Source organism: Bradyrhizobium sp. 23AC, assembly GCF_054863025.1.
In genome coordinates, this window is the sequence record NZ_JAVAYN010000017.1 from 42,675 (window position 1) to 60,797 (window position 18,123).

Annotated in this window: 18 protein-coding genes; 10 read left to right on the top strand and 8 right to left on the bottom strand. The window is 65.4% G+C overall.

What is annotated here, in order from left to right; genetic code table 11:
* The first annotated feature begins 34 nt into the window (after positions 1-34).
* The 3 genes from RAD10_RS30480 to RAD10_RS30490 are packed head-to-tail and all read left to right on the top strand — an operon-like array spanning position 35 to position 4,159.
* Positions 35-2,842 carry a PAS domain S-box protein gene (locus RAD10_RS30480; RefSeq protein ID WP_461620393.1) on the top strand — a complete coding sequence of 936 codons (2,808 nt, stop codon included), beginning with the start codon at positions 35-37 and terminating at the stop codon, positions 2,840-2,842.
* Positions 2,843-2,900: 58 nt separating this feature from the next.
* Positions 2,901-3,896: a P1 family peptidase gene (locus RAD10_RS30485; RefSeq protein WP_461620394.1), complete on the top strand. Its 996-nt coding sequence runs from the start codon at positions 2,901-2,903 to the stop codon at positions 3,894-3,896.
* A gap of 50 nt (positions 3,897-3,946) precedes the next feature.
* A complete protein-coding gene (locus tag RAD10_RS30490) occupies positions 3,947-4,159 on the top strand; it encodes a KTSC domain-containing protein (RefSeq protein ID WP_461620395.1) in 213 nt (70 codons plus the stop codon).
* 13 nt (positions 4,160-4,172) lie between these two features.
* Here the strand turns inward: RAD10_RS30490 and RAD10_RS30495 are convergent, their stop codons facing one another.
* Positions 4,173-4,964, bottom strand: a complete 792-nt coding sequence (locus RAD10_RS30495) for an EF-hand domain-containing protein (protein ID WP_461620396.1) — start codon at positions 4,962-4,964, stop codon at positions 4,173-4,175.
* 255 nt (positions 4,965-5,219) lie between these two features.
* On the opposite strand from RAD10_RS30495, the gene rpe reads away from it, so the two are divergent.
* The 3 genes from rpe to RAD10_RS30510 all read left to right on the top strand — a co-directional run bounded on the left by rpe (position 5,220) and on the right by RAD10_RS30510 (position 6,627).
* Complete coding sequence (rpe, locus tag RAD10_RS30500; RefSeq protein ID WP_461620397.1) at positions 5,220-5,921, top strand: ribulose-phosphate 3-epimerase; 702 nt, start codon at positions 5,220-5,222, stop codon at positions 5,919-5,921.
* Positions 5,922-6,086: 165 nt separating this feature from the next.
* A complete protein-coding gene (locus RAD10_RS30505; protein WP_162832251.1) occupies positions 6,087-6,227 on the top strand; it encodes a hypothetical protein in 141 nt (46 codons plus the stop codon).
* A 43-nt stretch (positions 6,228-6,270) separates the two neighbouring features.
* Positions 6,271-6,627 carry a hypothetical protein gene (locus RAD10_RS30510; RefSeq protein ID WP_461620398.1) on the top strand — a complete coding sequence of 119 codons (357 nt, stop codon included), beginning with the start codon at positions 6,271-6,273 and terminating at the stop codon, positions 6,625-6,627.
* A 7-nt stretch (positions 6,628-6,634) separates the two neighbouring features.
* Here RAD10_RS30510 and RAD10_RS30515 read toward each other — a convergent pair whose 3' ends face one another.
* The 5 genes from RAD10_RS30515 to RAD10_RS30535 form a co-directional block, all read right to left on the bottom strand.
* Positions 6,635-8,089 carry a serine/threonine protein kinase gene (locus RAD10_RS30515; RefSeq protein ID WP_461620399.1) on the bottom strand — a complete coding sequence of 485 codons (1,455 nt, stop codon included), beginning with the start codon at positions 8,087-8,089 and terminating at the stop codon, positions 6,635-6,637.
* A 5-nt stretch (positions 8,090-8,094) separates the two neighbouring features.
* Positions 8,095-8,835, bottom strand: coding sequence for a metallophosphoesterase family protein (locus RAD10_RS30520; protein WP_461620400.1), 741 nt, complete (start codon positions 8,833-8,835; stop codon positions 8,095-8,097).
* Between the two features lie 131 nt (positions 8,836-8,966).
* Positions 8,967-9,572 (bottom strand): hypothetical protein, encoded by a 606-nt coding sequence (locus RAD10_RS30525; RefSeq protein ID WP_461620401.1) that lies wholly within the window; start codon positions 9,570-9,572, stop codon positions 8,967-8,969.
* Complete coding sequence (locus RAD10_RS30530; protein WP_461620402.1) at positions 9,565-10,251, bottom strand: hypothetical protein; 687 nt, start codon at positions 10,249-10,251, stop codon at positions 9,565-9,567. Before RAD10_RS30530 ends, RAD10_RS30525 begins: the two co-directional genes overlap by 8 nt.
* Entirely contained in the window at positions 10,248-11,045 is a 798-nt protein-coding gene (locus RAD10_RS30535) for a MotA/TolQ/ExbB proton channel family protein (protein WP_091965918.1), read from the bottom strand. The genes RAD10_RS30530 and RAD10_RS30535 overlap by 4 nt, the downstream gene beginning before the upstream one ends.
* Before the next feature lie 199 nt (positions 11,046-11,244).
* Between RAD10_RS30535 and RAD10_RS30540 the strand changes: the two genes are divergently transcribed.
* A complete protein-coding gene (locus RAD10_RS30540; RefSeq protein WP_461620403.1) occupies positions 11,245-12,615 on the top strand; it encodes a sensor histidine kinase in 1,371 nt (456 codons plus the stop codon).
* A 7-nt stretch (positions 12,616-12,622) separates the two neighbouring features.
* On the top strand, positions 12,623-13,273 hold the full coding sequence (locus tag RAD10_RS30545) for a response regulator (protein WP_461620404.1): 651 nt from the start codon (positions 12,623-12,625) through the stop codon (positions 13,271-13,273).
* Between the two features lie 432 nt (positions 13,274-13,705).
* On the opposite strand, the gene RAD10_RS30550 is transcribed toward RAD10_RS30545, so the two are convergent.
* A complete protein-coding gene (locus RAD10_RS30550; RefSeq protein ID WP_461620405.1) occupies positions 13,706-14,293 on the bottom strand; it encodes a TetR family transcriptional regulator in 588 nt (195 codons plus the stop codon).
* Between the two features lie 558 nt (positions 14,294-14,851).
* On the opposite strand from RAD10_RS30550, the gene purB reads away from it, so the two are divergent.
* Positions 14,852-16,159 (top strand): adenylosuccinate lyase, encoded by a 1,308-nt coding sequence (gene purB / locus RAD10_RS30555; protein ID WP_461620406.1) that lies wholly within the window; start codon positions 14,852-14,854, stop codon positions 16,157-16,159.
* A gap of 60 nt (positions 16,160-16,219) precedes the next feature.
* On the opposite strand, the gene RAD10_RS30560 is transcribed toward purB, so the two are convergent.
* Positions 16,220-16,714 carry a hypothetical protein gene (locus tag RAD10_RS30560; protein WP_461620407.1) on the bottom strand — a complete coding sequence of 165 codons (495 nt, stop codon included), beginning with the start codon at positions 16,712-16,714 and terminating at the stop codon, positions 16,220-16,222.
* Positions 16,715-16,862: 148 nt separating this feature from the next.
* Between RAD10_RS30560 and RAD10_RS30565 the strand changes: the two genes are divergently transcribed.
* On the top strand, positions 16,863-18,035 hold the full coding sequence (locus RAD10_RS30565) for a M20 aminoacylase family protein (protein ID WP_028142874.1): 1,173 nt from the start codon (positions 16,863-16,865) through the stop codon (positions 18,033-18,035).
* The last annotated feature ends 88 nt before the right edge of the window (positions 18,036-18,123 follow it).

Genomic DNA, 18,123 nt, shown 5'->3' on the forward strand with positions numbered 1-18,123 from the left:
GGAATCAAGACTGCCGTATCCTGGAACTGCGGAGATGCTCAAAACGGGTCTGCATGAGATGAACGTGCCTGCGATCGACCGAAGCACATTTCTTTCAACTCTGCCGGCCGCATCGGCCGACCGGACCGCGGCAATGTGGATCGTCGGCGTCTCTTCGATCCTGTTCGCACTGGCCGTGCCGTTCGCAGGTATCCAGCTGCCGCCGGTCCCGGCCTTTGTCGCGAGCTACCAATCTGCCCTGGCGGTGAGCGACATCATCACGGCAGTGCTGCTGCTGTCGCAGTTTTCGGTGCTGCGGACCCGCGCCCTGTTGTGGCTTTCGACCGGCTACCTGTTCACCGCCGCGGCAGCGCTGGTCCATGCCCTCACCTTCCCCGGCCTGTTCGCGCCGACCGGGCTGTTTGGCGCCGGCAGTCAGACCACGGTCTGGCTCTACATGGTCTGGCACGGCGCCTTCCCGCTGTTCGTGCTGGGCTATGCCTGGCTGAAGGAAAAGGACGGCGGCCCCACGGTCCGGGGCAGGACAAGCAACGTGATCTACGCCATCGTGCTCGGCGTCGTCGTGGCCATGGCTGCCTTCACCTGGATCGTCACCGCCCAGCACGATCTGTTGCCGGTCCTGCTCCGCGACAGCCGATACACACCGACCATGATCGGGGTCGTGTCTTTTGTTTGGTCACTGAGCTTCGCCGCGCTCGTTTCACTGTGGTTCCGGCGCCCACATTCGGTGATCGACATATGGCTCATGGTCGTGATGTGCGCATGGCTGTTCGACATCGCGCTGTCTGCGATCGTCAACGTCGTGCGCTTCGATCTCGGTTTCTACGCCGGCCGTCTCTATGGCCTCTGCGCGTCGAGCTTCGTGCTGGCGGTGTTGCTGATCGAGAACGTTCGCCTTCAGGCCCGGACGGTGGGTCTTGTCGGCAGGCTGCGCGAGCAATCGGCATCGGATCGCGACTTCTATGGCAAGCGCCTCGCGCTGTATGGCGCCGTCGTCGAATCCTCCAACGACGCCATCATCACCCAGTCGCTCAACGGCGCCATCACCGGCTGGAACCGTGCCGCCGAGCACCTGTTCGGCTATTCCGCCGCAGAGGCCGTCGGCAAGCCGATCGACATCATCGTGCCTGAGGATCGCAAGCCTGAAGTCAGGAGCATTCTCAATCGCATCAGCAGCAACGAGTCGATTGCCCAGCACGAGACGGTCCGTCTCAGGAAGGATGGTCGCGCGCTCGACGTCGTCCTCAACGTCTCGCCACTTCGGGCGGAGAGCGGCGAGATCATCGGCGCCTCCAAGATCGCCCACGACATCACCGAGGAGAAGCAATCCAGGGAAAAGCTTCGCCGCGAGATCGAGGAGCGCCAGCGCATCTTCGAGACCTCGCAGGACCTGATCTTGGTCACCGACGGTTTCGGCAATTTCATCCAGGTCAGCCCCAGCGTGAAGGACATCCTCGGCTTCAGCCCGGAAGATCTGATCGGGCACAGCGCCACCGAGTTCATTCACCCCGACGACCTCGATAGGACCCGGGAGGAGATGCGTGCGGCGCGGCGCGGCGCGGTCAAGCGCAGCTTCGAGGCGCGCTACTATCACTACGACGGTCATGAGGTCACGCTGAACTGGATGGGCACCTGGTCCGAGCCGGTGAAGCGTCACTTCTTCATCGGCCGGGATCTCACGGAAAAGCAGGCCGCCGAAGCCCAGTTCCGGCAGGTCCAGAAAATGGATTCCATCGGTCAGCTGACCGGCGGCGTCGCCCACGACTTCAACAACGTGCTGACGGTCATCACCGGCACGATCGGCATCTTGTCGGACGCGGTCGCCGACCGGCCCGAGCTGGCTGCGATCACCAAGCTGATCGACGACGCCGCCGAGCGCGGCGCGCAGCTGACCAAGCATCTGCTAGCCTTCGCCCGCAAGCAGCCGCTCCAGCCCCGCGAGATCGACGTCAATGCGCTGGCGCTCGAAGCCGCCAAGCTGTTGCACCCCACCCTGGGCGAGCAAATCACCATCATGCCGCAGCTCACCGAGGATGCATGGCCGGCTCTGGTCGACCCCGGCCAGCTTTCCACGGCGATCCTCAATCTCGCGCTGAACGCACGTGACGCGATGCCCGATGGCGGCACCCTGGTGCTGGAGACCCGCAACGTCTTCCTCGACGACGGCTATGCCAGCATGAATGCTGACATGGTCGCCGGCAGTTACGTGATGATCGCGGTCAGTGACACCGGCTCCGGAATTCCGCCGGAGTTGATCGACCGGGTGTTCGACCCCTTCTTCACCACCAAGGAGGTTGGCAAGGGCACCGGGCTCGGGCTCAGCATGGTGTTCGGCTTCGTCAAGCAGTCCGGCGGCCACGTCAAGATCTACAGCGAGGAAGGCCACGGCACGAGCGTCAAGATCTACCTGCCGCGCTCGAGCGGCGTGCAGGAGACCGAGACTGAAGTGCTCCAGAACGCGCCCATCACCGGCGGCGATGAGAAGATCCTGATCGTCGAGGACGACGCACTGGTGCGGCAATATGTGGTGACCCAGGTCAAGAGCCTCGGCTACACCGCGCTCGAGGCCGCCAACGGCGCGGAGGCCCTGACCATCATCGACAACGACAAGACCATCGACCTGCTCTTCACCGACATCATCATGCCGGGCAACATGAACGGTCGCCAGCTTGCCGATGAAGCCGCCCGCCGCCGTCCCGACCTGAAGACACTGTTCACCTCGGGCTATACCGAGAACGCCATCGTCCACCACGGCCGGCTCGATTCCGGCGTGCTGCTGCTGGCAAAGCCCTACCGCAAGTCCGAGCTTGCCAAGATGCTCCGGACGGCACTCGCCAGTTGAGCCTTCGTGCTCTCTGCGCTATCGCAGATCGCGAACTGCACTCAACGATGAGGCCGCCTTGAAAAATCTGCTCACCGATATTGCCGGCGTCCGCGTCGGCCATGCCGAGGATGCCAAAGTTGCCTCTGGCACGACCGCGATCATCTTCGACCAGCCGGCGGTCGCGGCGATCGACGTCCGCGGCGGAGGACCCGGCACGCGCGAGGACGCGCTGCTGGATCTCGCCAACACCGTCGAGCGCGTCGACGCGATCGCACTGTCAGGCGGTTCCGCGTTTGGCCTCGATACCGGCGGCGGGGTGCAGGCCTGGCTCGCCGAGCAGGGCCGCGGCCACCGGGTTCGGGAAGCGCTGATCCCGATCGTGCCGGGCGCGATCCTGTTCGATCTGCTCAATGGGGGCGACAAGGCCTGGGGACGGTTCTCGCCCTATCGCGACCTCGGCTACGCCGCGGCGGCCGCCGCCGGCACTGACTTCGCGATCGGCAGCGCCGGCGCCGGCCTCGGTGCCACCACCGCAACCTTCAAGGGCGGGCTCGGCTCGGCCTCGGCGGTGACGCCTGATGGCGTCAAGGTCGCCGCGATCGTCGCCGTCAACGCGGTGGGAAGCGTCACCGTCGGCAACGGACCCTGGTTCTGGGCGGCGCCGTTCGAGGTGAACGGCGAGTTCGGCGGACGCGGCCTGCCGGACAAATTCACCGACGACATGCTCCGCATGCGCATCAAGGGCGGCCCTGCCGCGAGCGCGCGCGAGAACACCACCATTGGCGCCGTCGTCACTGACGCGGTGCTGACCAAGCCCCAGGCCAAGCGGCTCGCGATGATCGCACACACCGGCTTTGCCCGCGCAATCTATCCGGTGCATGCACCGACCGACGGCGACGTGTTGTTTGCGGCCGCCACCGGTGAGAAGCCGATCGATCCGCTGGTCGGCCTCACCGAACTCGGCACCGTCGCAGCCAACGTGGTCGCGCGCGCAATCGCCCGCGGCGTCTATAGCGCAGCCGCGCTACCGTTCCCGGGAGCGCTGCCGGCCTGGACGGACCGGTTCGGCTAGAAACGAAACGGCGGATACGGCGTTATCATGGCGGGCCAAGGTGTACCGCCATGCCGTCTTCCGTGATCCGCTTCTTCCGCTATGCGCCGGATACGCGCGAGCTGAAGGTGACTTTCGTCAGCGGACGGCTCTATGTCTACGAGGATGTTCCGCCCGAGGTCGCCGCCGCGTTCAGGGAAACGCGCTCAAAGGGGGCGTTCTTCAACCACGAAATCCGCGACCGGTATGCCTATCGTGACATCACGCACGAATATGCCGGCTAATCTCGGATGCCGCTCACACGCTCATCGACATCGACGAACCGGCAGCCGCCGAAGAGCCCTGCCCGCCTTGCTGCTGCATCAACTGCGCGAACAGATCGTAAGCCGAGTTGCGGGGGCTGGAGGCGCCCGGCACCGTCGTCGACATCTTGAAGCCATCGGCATAGGTGACGGTCGTCGTGGTCGAGCCGTCGGCAGCGGTCGTCGTGGTCGAGGTCGATCCGCCGCCGGACTTCGACGAGGAATCCGATCCAGCGCCCGCGCCGCCGGCGCCTTGCGCGTGATGCTGCCCGTGGCCGCTCTTCAGCGCCTTCGACATCTCGTCAAGGCTGACGTTGCCGTCGGCGTTCGCATCCAGCTTCGAGAAGACATCGTCGGCCTGCGCGAGGTTGGTGCCGCCGGCGCCCAGCGCGTCCTCGAACTCGGACTTGGTAATGCTGCCGTCGCCGTCCGCATCGATCTGAGAGAACAGATCCTTGAGCGCAGTCTCCCGGCCCTTCGACATCGAGGACGACGAACTCGACGAGGTCGAGCTCGCCGAACTGCTCGCGCCGTCGGTCGACTGGCTCTGCGCGGCGAGCAGCGCGTTCATGGTCTCCGGCGCGATCTGTGGAGGACTGCCTGAGCCGACCAATGAGGTCGTCATGCTGCCAGCGCTGCTGTCGATCGCGAACGGGTTGGTTGCGCCCTGCGAAGATCCGGCCTTCTGCGCCGACCCGGCCTTCTGCGTCGACGAGGACGACTTCGAGTTCGTCAGCGACTGGATCGCGTCGAGCGCGCTGGACACGGCGCCAAGGGCTAACAGCATTGCACAACTCCAACCGACGCGGCATGCCGCGGCCAATGTTCTGTCGGGTAACGTCAGCAAGCGTCGTGCCAGCGCAAAAAGTTCAATGAAATCCGCCGCCACCGCACCTTCGATGGCCCGGGAACACCGGCAAATCATGCCGGTCGCGGCAGAAATTTCCGCCCACAGGAAGCACGCCTGCCCTGCATTGCCGACCGCGGAGGCCCATGTTAGGCGAGGCCCAATCCTCTTTCGGCCGCCACGGGAAACCGCGCCATGACCCAAGCCTTCGCCCCCCGCCCCCTGGCAATCGCGCCCTCGATCCTGGCCTCGGACTTCTCCAGGCTCGGCGAGGAGGTGCGCAGCGTCGACGCCGCCGGCGCGGACTGGATCCATCTCGACGTGATGGACGGTCACTTCGTTCCCAACATCTCCTACGGCCCCGACGTCATCAAGGCGATGCGCCCGCACACGAAGAAGGTGTTCGACGCGCACCTGATGATCTCGCCCTGTGACCCCTATCTCGAGGCCTTTGCGAAAGCCGGCTGCGACCACATCACCGTGCATGCGGAGGCCGGTCCGCATTTGCACCGCTCGCTCCAGGCGATCCGCGCGCGCGGCAAGAAGGCCGGCGTCTCGCTCAATCCCGGCACACCGATCAGCACGCTCGAATATGTCCTCGACCTCGTCGACCTCGTGCTGGTGATGTCGGTCAATCCCGGCTTCGGCGGCCAGGCCTTCATCCCTTCCGCGATCGGCAAGATCCGCGACATCCGCGCGATGACGGCCGGACGCCCGATCGACATCGAGGTTGATGGCGGCGTCGGCCCCGAAGTTGCGGGCGCGCTCGCCGCGGCTGGCGCCAACGCCTTCGTCGCCGGCACATCCGTGTTCAGGGGCGGCACGCAGGAAGCCTACAAGACCAACATCGCCGCGATCCGCAATGCCGCGCTGGGAGCTCGCGGCGAAGCGATTTGAGCTGGATCAAACGACGCAGGCGGACGGCGGAAAATCCCGCGGCTTTTACGGGTGTTGCGACGCGTATTGCCTAAAATTGCACTCTTGATCCGTACTCATCCGGACTTCACTGATTCGCGCAAATCACCGCAAGTGACTCCTGCCTGCTTTTGACGGGAGCACATCATGACGACGACCCTGGTTTGGACTGGCGTAGCGTTGTGGTTCGGGTTCAACGCGGCGATTGCAACTCGCAGCCTCTTTGTCGCACGACCGGTGAAGGCCGCGGCTTCCGCCCGCATCATCCACCTTCGTCGTCGGGGCTGAGCGCCATGCAGATCGCACTCGTGAAGCGCCAGCCGAAGCGCAGGTGCCGGATCGCGCCGCCCGCATCCGGGCCTCGACTATTTCTTCGGCCGCCTCGAGCGTGCCGATGGCGCACTCGGCGACGATGCCGGGCTCGACAATTCGGACCTCGATCATTCGTTTCCGTCGCGGCGCCGACACTGAGACACTCTTTTCCGGACCACCTCCCATGAAACCGCACTGCCCGAACTGCCTCAAGGAAATGACCAAGGCATCCGCGTCGCGTAACCTGTTCAATTGCGAGCCGTGCCGCGAGATCATCCAGTATTTCGGCGGCAGTCCGGATCACGGCGAGCCCGGCCCGCAATTCTGTTGGCCGATCCGCCGCAAGCGCATCGCTCACTCCGCCCACGCGGCCTGATCCACCCTCAAACGGCAGGCGGCCTATCCGGCACTTCGCCGGCATTGGGCTCGCCGGCTTCCCCCGCCATCCGCGGCGGCCGTACCACGGTGACCGTGCAGGCCGCTTCCGAAGCCACCTTGGCCGAGACGCTGCCGAGCAGCGTGCGCCGGAATGAGCCCTGCCGCGCGCCGATGATGACGTGGTCGACCTGGTTGACCTCGGCGAACTCCAGGATCGCGGCGGCGGGATCGACCGCCTCCAGCACATGAGCCGACAGCCGGCTCTCATCCAGCTTGAGCGGCGTCGCCCAATGCCTGAGCGCGACCAGGCGGTCGATATGCTTGTTGGACCCCTGCTCGTCCAGGGTACGGTCGATCGCGATCCGGTTCAGCTTGAGCACATTGACACAGGCAAGCCGTGCTGACGGCAAGGTGGCAAGGATGCGCTCGGTGGTCACGCGCAGCGCCTCATTCAGCTCCGGTGCCCCTTCCACGGTGTCGAGCGCGACGGCGAGGATGGGGCTCGATGCGATCTGGGCGGCGACATCCGATTTCGCGCGCGGCGCCATGACGCCCTGGTTGAAGCGGCGACGCCATGCGACCCCGATTGGGTCGCGTTTCACCCGCTCCGAGCGCGCGGTGAGCTTGACCTGGTCCGGATGGGCGAGATCGAAGGCAAGCTGCGACGCCGTCGGATAGCGCCACACCGGCTCGATCTCGAGACACCGCAACACTATTTCCTGAAGCCAGGGCGGGTAGTCGGCGCGCAAGCTTCGCGGCGGATGCGGATCGCGCCACAGCCGGCGCCGCATCGCGCGCATCGTCTCGCCCTCGCCGAAGGGCCGCTCGCCAGTCGTGAAGAAATAGAGCAGCACGCCGAGCGAAAACAGATCGCTGCGCGGATCGTCGCGCACCCCTGACAGCCGCTCGGGTGCCATGTAGGGCGCGGTGCCGTAAGGCAGGCGGAACTCCTCCTGCAGGAGATCCGGCAGGTGGTTGTGATGCGACAGGCCGTAGTCGATCAGCACCGCCTCGCCGCTATCGCGGAACATGATGCTGCTCGGCTTGATGTCGTGATGGATCACGTTCTGGCGGTGCAGATCGGCAAGCGCGGTTGCGATCTTGGCGACGAGCTGCCGCGCCTCATCGTAAGGCAACGGCAGGTCGGGCAGCCGCTTGTAGAGCGTGGTCCCGCCGATTCGCTCGATCACGACATAGGCCTGGTGCGCGAAATCGCCGGTGCCGAAACAGGCCGGGACGTGCGGACCCGCCAGCCGCGGCAAGATCATCATCTCCATCTCGAAGGAGACGATCGCGGCAGGATCCTCGCCCTCCGACACCCGCGGGATCTTCATCAGCAAGGGCACGTCGATGCCGGGATGAGTGACCGTCCACAGCGTCGCCATGCCGCCGGCATGAACGCATTCACCGATGGTGTAACCATCGATCAACGCGCCGGATTTGACCAGGGGCTTCGGCATCGCCCTCAGCGCCCCTGCGAGAGCCGATCGGCGAGCCAGTGCGGCAAGCCGTTGTCGCGAATCCTGTCCGCCGCGGTCCCGATGTCATAGGGCGCGCGGCAGTAGGTGATCCGGCACGATTCGGTGTCGAACAATACGAAGGCCGCAGACGGATCGCCGTCGCGGGGCTGGCCGACCGAGCCGAGCACGGCGAGCCATTGCCGGCCGCGCAGAAGCTGCACCGGAACGTCGGTCTTCGGCACGAAGCTCGTCATCTTCGCCGTCACCGACATCGAATAGAGCGCGGGACGATGGATGTGGCCGCAGAACGTGACATGGGCGGGCGTTGCAATCAGGCTCTTGGCGGCGTCCACCGTCGAGCGGACGTAGTGCCAGCGCTGCGGGCTGGAGGCTTCCGAATGCACGAAGAGACGATCGCTATCCTCCACCAGCATCGGCAGTTCGGTCAGGAACCGCCGCTGCGCGGTATCAAGCCGGCCGCGGGTCCATTCGATCGCGATTTGCGCCTCGGCGTTCATGGTCTCAGTCGAGGAATTGACCGCCTGGTCGTGATTGCCGCGCACGGCGATCGCACCCTGGGCAACGAGCTCCATCGCGGTATCCACCACCCATTCCGGATCGGCGCCATAGCCGACGAAATCGCCGAGCAGGACGAACCGCTCCGCGCCCCTCGCGCGGGCAGCCTTCAGGCAGGCCTCGAAGGCCTGCCTGTTGCCATGGATATCCGAAAAGATAGCTAGGAGCACGCACCCTCCACCCTCCAATTCTTATTGAAGGCCGGTAAGGCCAAATTGAGGGAGGTCAAAACCATGCGCCAGCGCCGCGCCGATTACCAGCGCCGCCTTGCGGTGATGATCTTGCGGTGATGATGAAGAGCCTATTGCTCGTCCTTTGGCGGCATTCGAGGCGGCGGCAGCGGGGTGAAGCTCACGCCTTGCGCGCCGGCCGGCGGGGCGATGAATTCGCCGGTCGAGGAATCGCCGCCGGTCGTCTCCATGATCGTCTTGGGCGTCACGTATTCCCGGACCATGTCGATGAGGCTGCCATCACCGCCGCCGAAATCCGCGGCGCGGCCACCTTGCGGATGTCCCAACGCGATCTCGTTCTCCGCGGCATGGGTCTTGTCGGCGAGCCTGTCGTCGTAGGGTACACGGAAGGCACGCGGGATGCCGCTCGGGCGATTGTCCTCGTCCAGCTGCTCGACCCACAGATAAATCGAGCCGGGATCACCCTGAAGCGAATGCGGCTCGACGATGCGGGACTTCAGCAGCTTGAAGGTCGTCGGAAGCCGGTCGGTGCTGGCCCAACCGAGCAACCCGCGCATCTCGCTGAAGCTGACGATGTAGAACGCGCTGGTAACCACCACCGCGACCGCCTTGAACGACCAGTGCAGCCGCCCATAGACCAGCACGATCAGCAGCAGCGCGCCGATCACGGCATAGGCAACCGACAGCGTGAGGATGACCGTTTGCAGATTAGTCACGGCGTATCCTCTTGGCGTTACTGCTCACACCGGTCCTCGGGTCGAGATCGGCCCCGTTGCGCCAGCTGCTGCGGAACGTCTCCATCAGCGATTTCGGCCGCTGGCTCACGTCGATGACCTTACCCTCGGCATCGAGCCGGAACCGCACGGCGGTCTTCTCGTCGCCGGTGTGGTCGAGCGTGAACTTGTTGTCGAAGACCACCTGCGCGGTCGGATTGAGCTTCTGCACCTTCACATTGGCCGTGACGGGTTCGCTGGTCGTCGCCACGAAATGCGAGACGTTGACGGTGTATTCGCCGGCGACGATGCCGCGCACCGTGACGATCTCCTCGCGGATCGGCGAGGCGATCTTCTTGCCGGCGACCATGATAAAGTCGTTGGCCCCGCCGCGGTCGTCGCGATCGAGGGTCAGGAAGCCGGCCTCACGATGGCGATACCAGGCGATGTTGCCGGCGGGGTCCTGCACGAACAGATCGAGATCGTCGGGGTGGCTGTCCGGCCAGTCCAGCGTGATCATGAACTCAGCCTTGGAATCGATCTTGCCCTCCTTGGCATCAGGAGAGACCGCGAGCAGCGCAAGAAAGAATAGGAACGCGATCACCTGGAGCGCCTTGAACAGCATCACGCCCAGCGGATCGAACGGCTCCTCGCGCGGATAGAGGCCGAAATCATCCATCATGACGGGATTCCGGCGCCCTTGATTCCAGCCCCCTTTTCAGACCCCTTGCGCTCCAGCACGGGGGTCACATAGGTCTCGGTCAGCACGACCGCATCCGAGAACACACGCTGGGTCGCGGCATCCAGCATGTAATACTGGATGCGGACCAGGATCGAGCCGACGAGGCCGGCGAGCGTCGTGTACATCGCGACCGCCATGCCGTCGCTCATCAGCCCCATCGAAGAGCGCATCGCGACCTTGTCGGCGGCATCCAGCCCCGCGATCGGCGCCAGCATGATGATGAAGCCGACGATGGTGCCGAGCAGGCCGAGCTTCATCAGCGTATCCGAGACGAAGGCGCCGAACCCATTGGAGCCGCGCAGCCGGTCCGCGAGCGTCCGCAGCAGCAGCGTCTGGTCGACCGGGCGGTAGCCCTGCGCGGCCGCTTTCGTCAGCAGGCTCTGGATGTGGTCGCGCACCAGCCCGCGCGGCAGCGCCGCCGCGCTCGCATCGAGCACCTTGCCGCCGTCAGGCGCCGCGAGCGCCTCGCGGCAGCGCCGCGCCGCTGCGCCTTCACGCGCGATCGCCCGCGTGCGCAGGAAGCAGTGGCCGCAGGTCAGGACATAGAGCACCGCGATGACGCTCGAAATGTAGGTCCGGTCCGAGGTCAGCATCAGATGGATCAGGCCGAACCGCCACAGCAGCACGACGGCGAAGATCGAGAGCCCCGTGAAGATCATCCAGAACAGGAGCGCACTGCGCTCGGATGGGTCGGTCGCGGTTCCCGCGATCGGTCCAATCGTGATCGAACTCATGCTGCACTGCTCCCGGCCCGCAACGATTGGCCTGCAAAGATTTCCAGTCGATTAGATCAAAGTCGCCGTATCAGGTCCAAAGACCCATGCCCAATCCGGCTTGGGAAATTTGCCCGAGCTGCAATCCCGCCACACCCCGCAATTGGCAAGGCGCGGCGGCGTTGTTAGGTTGAGCTTATCAAACGTCGGGGATGATCGCATGCGCCTCGTGCTTCAGCTTGTCGCCCGTCTGCTGCTTATCGTGGCCCTGTGCCTTGGCGCGGCAACCATATGGGCCACATTCGACGCCTATCGCAGCGTCGACCGGTCGACTGCGGCCTCGGCGCAGCGGGTCGCGCAGGCGCTTCAGGCGCTGTATTGGCGCGAGCTTTTGTTGCGCAGCAGCAGAGCGCGCGAGCATCTCCTGCCCGTTCCGGACTGGCGCACCCTGGAGACCATGAAGCTAATCTCGCCCGGCGTCTGCGTCGAGTTCCAGCCGGCCGCAGCATTCGAGAAGCCGCTCTGCGGCCAGAGCGAGGGGCTGGGCAAGACCCCGCCGCGCTGGTTCGCCGCGATCGTGCCGACCTTCCTCGGCAGCCACGCCGAGGTGGTCCGGCCCGTCAGTCCCCGCGCCGCGACCGCCGGCACCGTGGTCGCGACGCCGGATGCCGCGGCCGCCGTCTCGCTCGCCTGGGAATACATCCTCAACGTGATCGACGTCGCGCTATTGATGGCGACGGCGATCGCGCTGCTGGCTTCGCTGGCGATCGCGCATGCGCTGGCACCGGCGCGCACGATCGTGACCGCCCTGCAGCGCATGGCGCGCGGGCAGTATCGCACCAAACTGCCGCGCTTCCGCTCCATGGAGCTGGCGATGATCGGCAGCGCCGTCGACGAGCTCGGCGGCCGGCTGGAGGAAGCCACCGAGCAGCGCGCCGCGCTGACGCGGCGCCTGATCGAGATCCGCGACGACGAGCGCCGCGCCCTCGCCCGCGAGCTGCACGACGAGTTCGGGCAGAATCTTTCCGCCATTCTCGCCTTCGCCAACACGATCGAAACGGCGAGCACGAAGGACAACCAGGATAATGGCATCGCGCAGGACGCGCGCATGATCTCGCAGGCCACCCATCATCTGATGGCCTCGCTCCGCGATGCGCTGAAGCGTCTGCGCAATCCCCTGCCCGAGGAGCTCGGGCTCGAGGCAAGTCTCGTCAATCTCGTCGACAGCTGGCGCTCGCAGAGCGCGGCGCAGCCGACGATCCAGCTCGATCTCAGGGGTGACCTCACTGACATCAGCGGTCCGGCCGCCACCACGGCCTATCGCGTGGCACAGGAATGCCTGACCAACGCGCTGCGTCACGGTGCGGCGCGCGAGATCTCTTTGCGCATCGAACGCCGGGCCGGCGAGGACGACGCGCTGCTGATCCGCGTCGAGGACGACGGCGGCGGCGATGCGGAGCGCGTCTCGCAATCGGCCGGCTTCGGCCTGACCGGCATCCGCGAGCGCGTCACGGCGGCCGGCGGATCGCTCTCGATCCTGCCCGCCCGCGGCGGCCTCAGTGTCGCCGCCACCATCCCGCTCGCCGCGTGAGGGCGGAATGAGCGAGGTTGCAGCAACAGGCATCTCCGTGCTGCTCGTCGACGACCACCCGATCGTCCGCCAAGGCTATCGGCGCGTGCTGGAAAGCCAGGGCGATCTGCATGTCGTGGCGGAGGCCGACAACGCCGCGGACGCCTACAGCGCGTTCAAGGCGCATGATCCCGATGTCGTCTTGCTCGACATCTCGATGCCCGGCGCGAGCGGGCTGGAGGCGATCCGCAACATCCGCGCGCGCAGTCCGCGGGCGCGGATCCTCGTCTTCACCATGCACAACGAGGCCGTGCTGGTGAAAGCCGCCTTCGGCGCCGGCGCCAGCGGCTTCGTCACCAAGAGCAGCGAACCGTCCGCCGTCGTCACCGCGATCCGCGCCGTCGCGCGCGGCGAGCGGGCCATGAGCGACGATATCGCGCATATCCTCGCCGAGGACAGTCTGTCGGCGGGTTCAGCGCTGGATCAGTTGGGCGAGCGAGAGATCGAGATCCTGCGCCAGTTCGCCGGCGGCGCCACCACCGAGCAGATCGCGACGCATCTCAATCTCAGTGTGAAGACAGTGCAGAACTACCACTATCTGATCAAGACCAAGACCGGCGCGCGCACCGACGCGCAGCTGGTGCGGCTCGCCGCGACGTGCGGGCTGACGAGGATCTAGCAGCGGGGCTGCCGCTTTCCCCCACGTCACTTGGAGATTTCGAATCTGCCGGGCCCGATGGAACGGAGGCCATCCGGCTCCGGTTAGGAGTAGAGTGGAGGAATCGCCATGAGTAAGGCTCATCACAAGGCAGTCGACCATCCCCCGATCATCACCGTAGGCGAGCTCATCGATGAACTTTGCCGCCTGCCCGATACGGCCGTCGTCCACTTCCGCTGCCCCATGCTCGAGCAGGAGCTGACATTCTACCGCCTTCGAAAGCGGTCAAAGGATGCCGTCGAAATCGCGGTTAATGCATATCCGGAGAGCCCGCCGGTCGTACCGGCGACCAACGGCGGTGCGTTTCAGCCGCGCAGGCACGCAACGGCCGCGCCCCCCGTTCGGGAGAGTGCGCTTCTTCACAAGGCAAGAGGGTGAGTTAGGCCTCCGGGTTTAGGCCGCCTTCAGGCCGCGCAGCAGCAGCGCGAGCGTCGCATCGACGCGCGCGGAGAGATCGGCATCCTTCCACTCGTCGGCATGCGCCGGATGGTGGAAGCGGACGGTGGCATCGAAGATCGCGCGCGCAGTGGTCTTGACGTCGCCGATGGCGAATGCGCCCTGCTTCACGCCATCAGTCAGGATCGCCGAGATCTGGTCGATCATGGTGTCCTTGTGACATTTGACGGCCGCGCAGGCCTCGCGCGCCAGCGTCAGATAGGTCTCGAACATCTCGGGGTCGTCGAGCACACGCGAACGCTTGGCGGCGAACAGCGTGCGCAGCCAGCGCTCGAGCCGCGCCGGCGCCGGGCCCTGCTCCGCGGCGATCTGGCGGAGCGGCGCGTCGATGCGGTCCAACCAGCGTTTGGCAACGGCCTCGCGCAGCGAGGCCTTGCTCGGGAAATGGCGATAGACGCTGCCGTGGCTCACATCGAGCGCACGGGCAACGTCGACCACGGTGGCCTTGGCAAGTCCGTAACGCCGCAAGACGTCCTCGGTCACTTCGAGGATCCGCTCCGGCGTCAAGACAACGGCTTCATTCATGCCAGCACCATGTTCCCGTTTGGGCTCAGTTACCCGGCGATAGGGTTGCTTCCGAAGCGCCCATGCCGGCCGTTTCGGAAAGCTCTCGCCTTAATGAGGCAGTTTTGCAGCCTGCGCCGCGATCTGGCGCGCCACCAGCAAATTGAGCCAATGCCCAATCGCGCCGGTGAGGTTGATGATTTCGATTGTCATTGTCGTAAGTCTCCATTCGTCCGCGGTCCCCGCTCTTCAATCCGCCCTCCGATCCGAGCTTGGCTCGGATGTCGGGCTCCCCGGGGCTTGTCGCGGGACGCCCAATCGGAGCGTCCGAGAACGGATATACACGTCCGGCTGACAGATTTCAATATCTGTCAGTCAATGATCCGTGATTGACAGTTAATATTTGCGGCCGGGGTCGCCAACCCTGCTAACCGGTCCGGTGGATAGCCCGACGATCCCCCTCTCCCGGGGCCCACACCGTTTGTTTCGCGGTGCCTGCTCTGTTAAATCACGGCGTAAAAAGCATTTTGGCCCGCGCCGCCCCTTGGGACCGCCCGCCCACCTTCCTGGAGCCGTCAGATGATCCCCCGCTATACCCGCCCGGAAATGGCCTCGATCTGGGAGCCGCAGACCCGGTTCAAGATCTGGTTCGAGATCGAGGCGCATGCGGCGGACGCCCTCGCCGAGCTCGGCACCATCCCCAAAGAGGCCGCCAAAACGGTCTGGGCCAAGGCCAAGGACGCCACCTTCGACGTCGCCCGCATCGACGAGATCGAGCGTGAGACCAAGCACGACGTCATCGCCTTCCTCACTCACCTCGCCGAGATCGTCGGCCCCGAGGCGCGCTTCGTCCACCAGGGCATGACCTCGTCCGACGTGCTCGACACCTGCCTCAACGTCCAGCTCACTCGCGCCGCCGACCTGCTGCTCGCCGACCTCGACAAGGTGCTGGCCGCGCTCAAGAAGCGCGCCTTCGAGCACAAGATGACGCCGACCATCGGCCGCAGCCACGGCATCCATGCCGAGCCGGTGACCTTCGGCCTCAAGCTCGCGTATGCCTATGCCGAATTCTCGCGCGCCAAGGAGCGCCTGATCGCGGCGCGCAAGGAAGTCGCGACCTGCGCCATATCAGGCGCCGTCGGCACCTTCGCGCAGATCGATCCGCGCGTCGAAGAGCACGTTGCGAAAGCCATGGGCCTCGTCCCCGAGCCGATCTCGACCCAGGTGATTCCGCGCGACCGCCACGCGATGTATTTCTCGACGCTCGGCGTGATCGCCTCCTCGGTCGAGCGCATCGCGGTCGAGATTCGCCACATGCAGCGCACCGAGGTGCTGGAGGCCGAAGAGTTCTTCTCCGAAGGGCAGAAGGGCTCCTCCGCGATGCCGCACAAGCGCAACCCGGTGTTGTCGGAGAACCTCACCGGCCTCTCCCGTATGGTGCGCGCCTATGTGACGCCGGCGCTGGAGAATGTCGTGCTCTGGCACGAGCGCGACATCTCGCACTCCTCGGCCGAGCGCATGATGGGCCCGGACGCCACCGTGACGCTCGACTTCGCACTGGTGCGCCTCGCCGGCCTGATCGACAAGCTCCTGGTCTATCCCGCCAACATGCAGAAGAACCTCGACCGCCTCGGCGGCCTCGTGCATTCGCAGCGCGTGCTCCTGGCGCTCACGCAGAAGGGCGCGAGCCGCGAGGACGCCTACAAGCTGGTGCAGCGCAACGCGATGCCGGTCTGGCGCGGTGAAGGCGATTTCCTTCAGCTGCTGAAGAAGGACATCGAGGTGAAGAAGTATCTCACCGACGCCGAGATCGAGGAGCAGTTCGACCTCGGCTATCACCTCAAGCACGTCGACACGATCTTCAAGCGCGTGTTCGGCGAAAGCTGAGCACCGCTTGCGTCGCCCGGGAGCCACGCTCGTGGCTGCCGGGGCACGTGCGATTGCGGTCTATAGTCGCTTCTGCAGCCATTTCACCAGCGCGGGGCTGCCGATGGTGGCGGTGATGAAGCCGCACATATTGCCGTCGACATAGCCCGCGCGGCCGCGCCCCTGTAGGTAGCGCTTGCTAAAGAAGATCGTGTGCAGCCTATTGCCGGCGTCATCGAGGAAGACGAGCTGCCAGCGCAAATCGGGCTGGTAAGACAATTGTACGGGCGCCAGCGCCTTGACGGCTGCCGCCAGTTCGGTCGCGTCGGTCGCGGTCAGGACCTGCGTCTTGCGTTCGCTCGCGTAGCTCGAAAAATGCTCCGGCGAGATCGGAATGCTGGCGAGCAGCCGATCGGAGATCTTCAGAAGATCGATCCGCTTGATCTGGCCCGCCTGGATCTTCTGACTGATCGATCCAATCACGGCAGTGGCCGGGCCGACATCGCAGGCGAAGGCCGGGCTCGCCATGATCGAGAAGCAGGCCGCCAGCACAAGACTATCGCGTCCGAACGTCATGGCCTGCCCTTGTCCCTACCGTATCGCTGCCTCACCTTATAGCCACGGGACGGGGGGACGAAAGCCCGGCGACCATTTGCGGACCGCGATGCCGCGGAGTACGCTTCCAGCCCATCGACCCCTGCGAACACAGAAGAAACGGATCCCCATGCCCATCGTCAACCGCGTTGCCGCCCTCTCCGACGAAATGGCCGCCTGGCGCCATGACTTCCACGAGAACCCCGAATTGCTCTACGAGGTCCACCGCACCGCCGGCATCGTCGCCGAGAAGTTGCGCGAATTCGGCTGCGACGAGGTGGTGACGGGTATCGGCCGCACCGGCGTCGTGGGGGTGATCCGCGGCCGCAAATCCGCCTCCGGCAAGACCATTGGGCTCCGCGCCGACATGGACGCGCTGCCGATCATGGAGACGTCGGGCGTGCCTTATGCGTCGAAGGTCCCCGGCAAAATGCACGCCTGCGGCCATGACGGCCACACCGCGATGCTGCTGGGTGCCGCCAAATATCTCGCCGAGACGCGTAATTTCGACGGCACGGCGATCATGATCTTCCAGCCCGCCGAGGAAGGCGGGGGCGGCGGCAAGGCCATGGTCGAGGACGGGTTGATGACGCGCTGGAACATCCAGGAGGTCTACGGCATGCACAACATGCCGGGCCTGCCCGAAGGCCATTTCGCAACCACGCCCGGGGCGATGCTCGCCTCCTCCGACAACATCCAGATCACGGTCCACGGCAAGGGCGGCCACGCCGGCGCGGGTCCGCACAAATCCGTTGACAGCGTGCTGATCGGCTCGCAGATCGTCAACGCGCTGCAATCGATCGTGGCGCGCAACGTCGATCCGCTGAAGTCAGCCGTCATCTCGATCACGCAATTCCACTCCGGCACCGCCTTCAACATCATCCCCGAGGTCGCCGAGCTCGGCGGTACCGTGCGCACGCTCGATCCCGAGGTGCGCGATCTCGTCGAGCGCCGCATCGGCGAAGTCGCCGAGAGCGTCGCCCGCGCCTATGGCGGCTCGGCCGAGACGAAATACACGCGGATGTATCCGGTGACGATGAACCATGCGCGCGAGGCCGGCCTTGCCGCCGACGTCGCCCGCGACATCGTCGGCACCGATCGCGTCAACGACAAGTTCATCCCGATGATGGGCGCCGAGGATTTCTCGTTCATGCTGGAAGCACGTCCCGGCGCGATGGTGCTGGTCGGCATGGGCGACGGCAACGAGTGCCACCACCCGGCCTACGTCTTCAACGACAACATCCTCGGCCACGGCGCCTCGTTCTGGGCGCGTTTGGTCGAGACGCGGATGCCGGCGGGGTAGAAGTTTAGCTAGCCGAAGGCGAACCCACCAAGATTTGTCCTCGGAAGGTGACGAGTGGTGGCTTAGGCCATGCAGTCTGCGTTTCGCG

What these genes read in the sequence shown, in the direction of transcription:
- RAD10_RS30490 (WP_461620395.1), top strand. Translation starts at nt 3,947, where the DNA reads ATGCCGTCTTCCGTGATCCGCTTCTTCCGCTATGCGCCGGATACGCGC.
- RAD10_RS30535 (WP_091965918.1), bottom strand. Translation starts at nt 11,045, where the DNA reads ATGAGTTCGATCACGATTGGACCGATCGCGGGAACCGCGACCGACCCA.
- RAD10_RS30505 (WP_162832251.1), top strand. Translation starts at nt 6,087, where the DNA reads ATGACGACGACCCTGGTTTGGACTGGCGTAGCGTTGTGGTTCGGGTTC.
- rpe (WP_461620397.1), top strand. Translation starts at nt 5,220, where the DNA reads ATGACCCAAGCCTTCGCCCCCCGCCCCCTGGCAATCGCGCCCTCGATC.
- RAD10_RS30550 (WP_461620405.1), bottom strand. Translation starts at nt 14,293, where the DNA reads ATGAATGAAGCCGTTGTCTTGACGCCGGAGCGGATCCTCGAAGTGACC.
- RAD10_RS30565 (WP_028142874.1), top strand. Translation starts at nt 16,863, where the DNA reads ATGCCCATCGTCAACCGCGTTGCCGCCCTCTCCGACGAAATGGCCGCC.
- RAD10_RS30515 (WP_461620399.1), bottom strand. Translation starts at nt 8,089, where the DNA reads ATGCCGAAGCCCCTGGTCAAATCCGGCGCGTTGATCGATGGTTACACC.
- RAD10_RS30480 (WP_461620393.1), top strand. Translation starts at nt 35, where the DNA reads ATGCTCAAAACGGGTCTGCATGAGATGAACGTGCCTGCGATCGACCGA.
- RAD10_RS30540 (WP_461620403.1), top strand. Translation starts at nt 11,245, where the DNA reads ATGCGCCTCGTGCTTCAGCTTGTCGCCCGTCTGCTGCTTATCGTGGCC.
- purB (WP_461620406.1), top strand. Translation starts at nt 14,852, where the DNA reads ATGATCCCCCGCTATACCCGCCCGGAAATGGCCTCGATCTGGGAGCCG.
- RAD10_RS30560 (WP_461620407.1), bottom strand. Translation starts at nt 16,714, where the DNA reads ATGACGTTCGGACGCGATAGTCTTGTGCTGGCGGCCTGCTTCTCGATC.
- RAD10_RS30545 (WP_461620404.1), top strand. Translation starts at nt 12,623, where the DNA reads ATGAGCGAGGTTGCAGCAACAGGCATCTCCGTGCTGCTCGTCGACGAC.
- RAD10_RS30530 (WP_461620402.1), bottom strand. Translation starts at nt 10,251, where the DNA reads ATGATGGATGATTTCGGCCTCTATCCGCGCGAGGAGCCGTTCGATCCG.
- RAD10_RS30495 (WP_461620396.1), bottom strand. Translation starts at nt 4,964, where the DNA reads ATGCTGTTAGCCCTTGGCGCCGTGTCCAGCGCGCTCGACGCGATCCAG.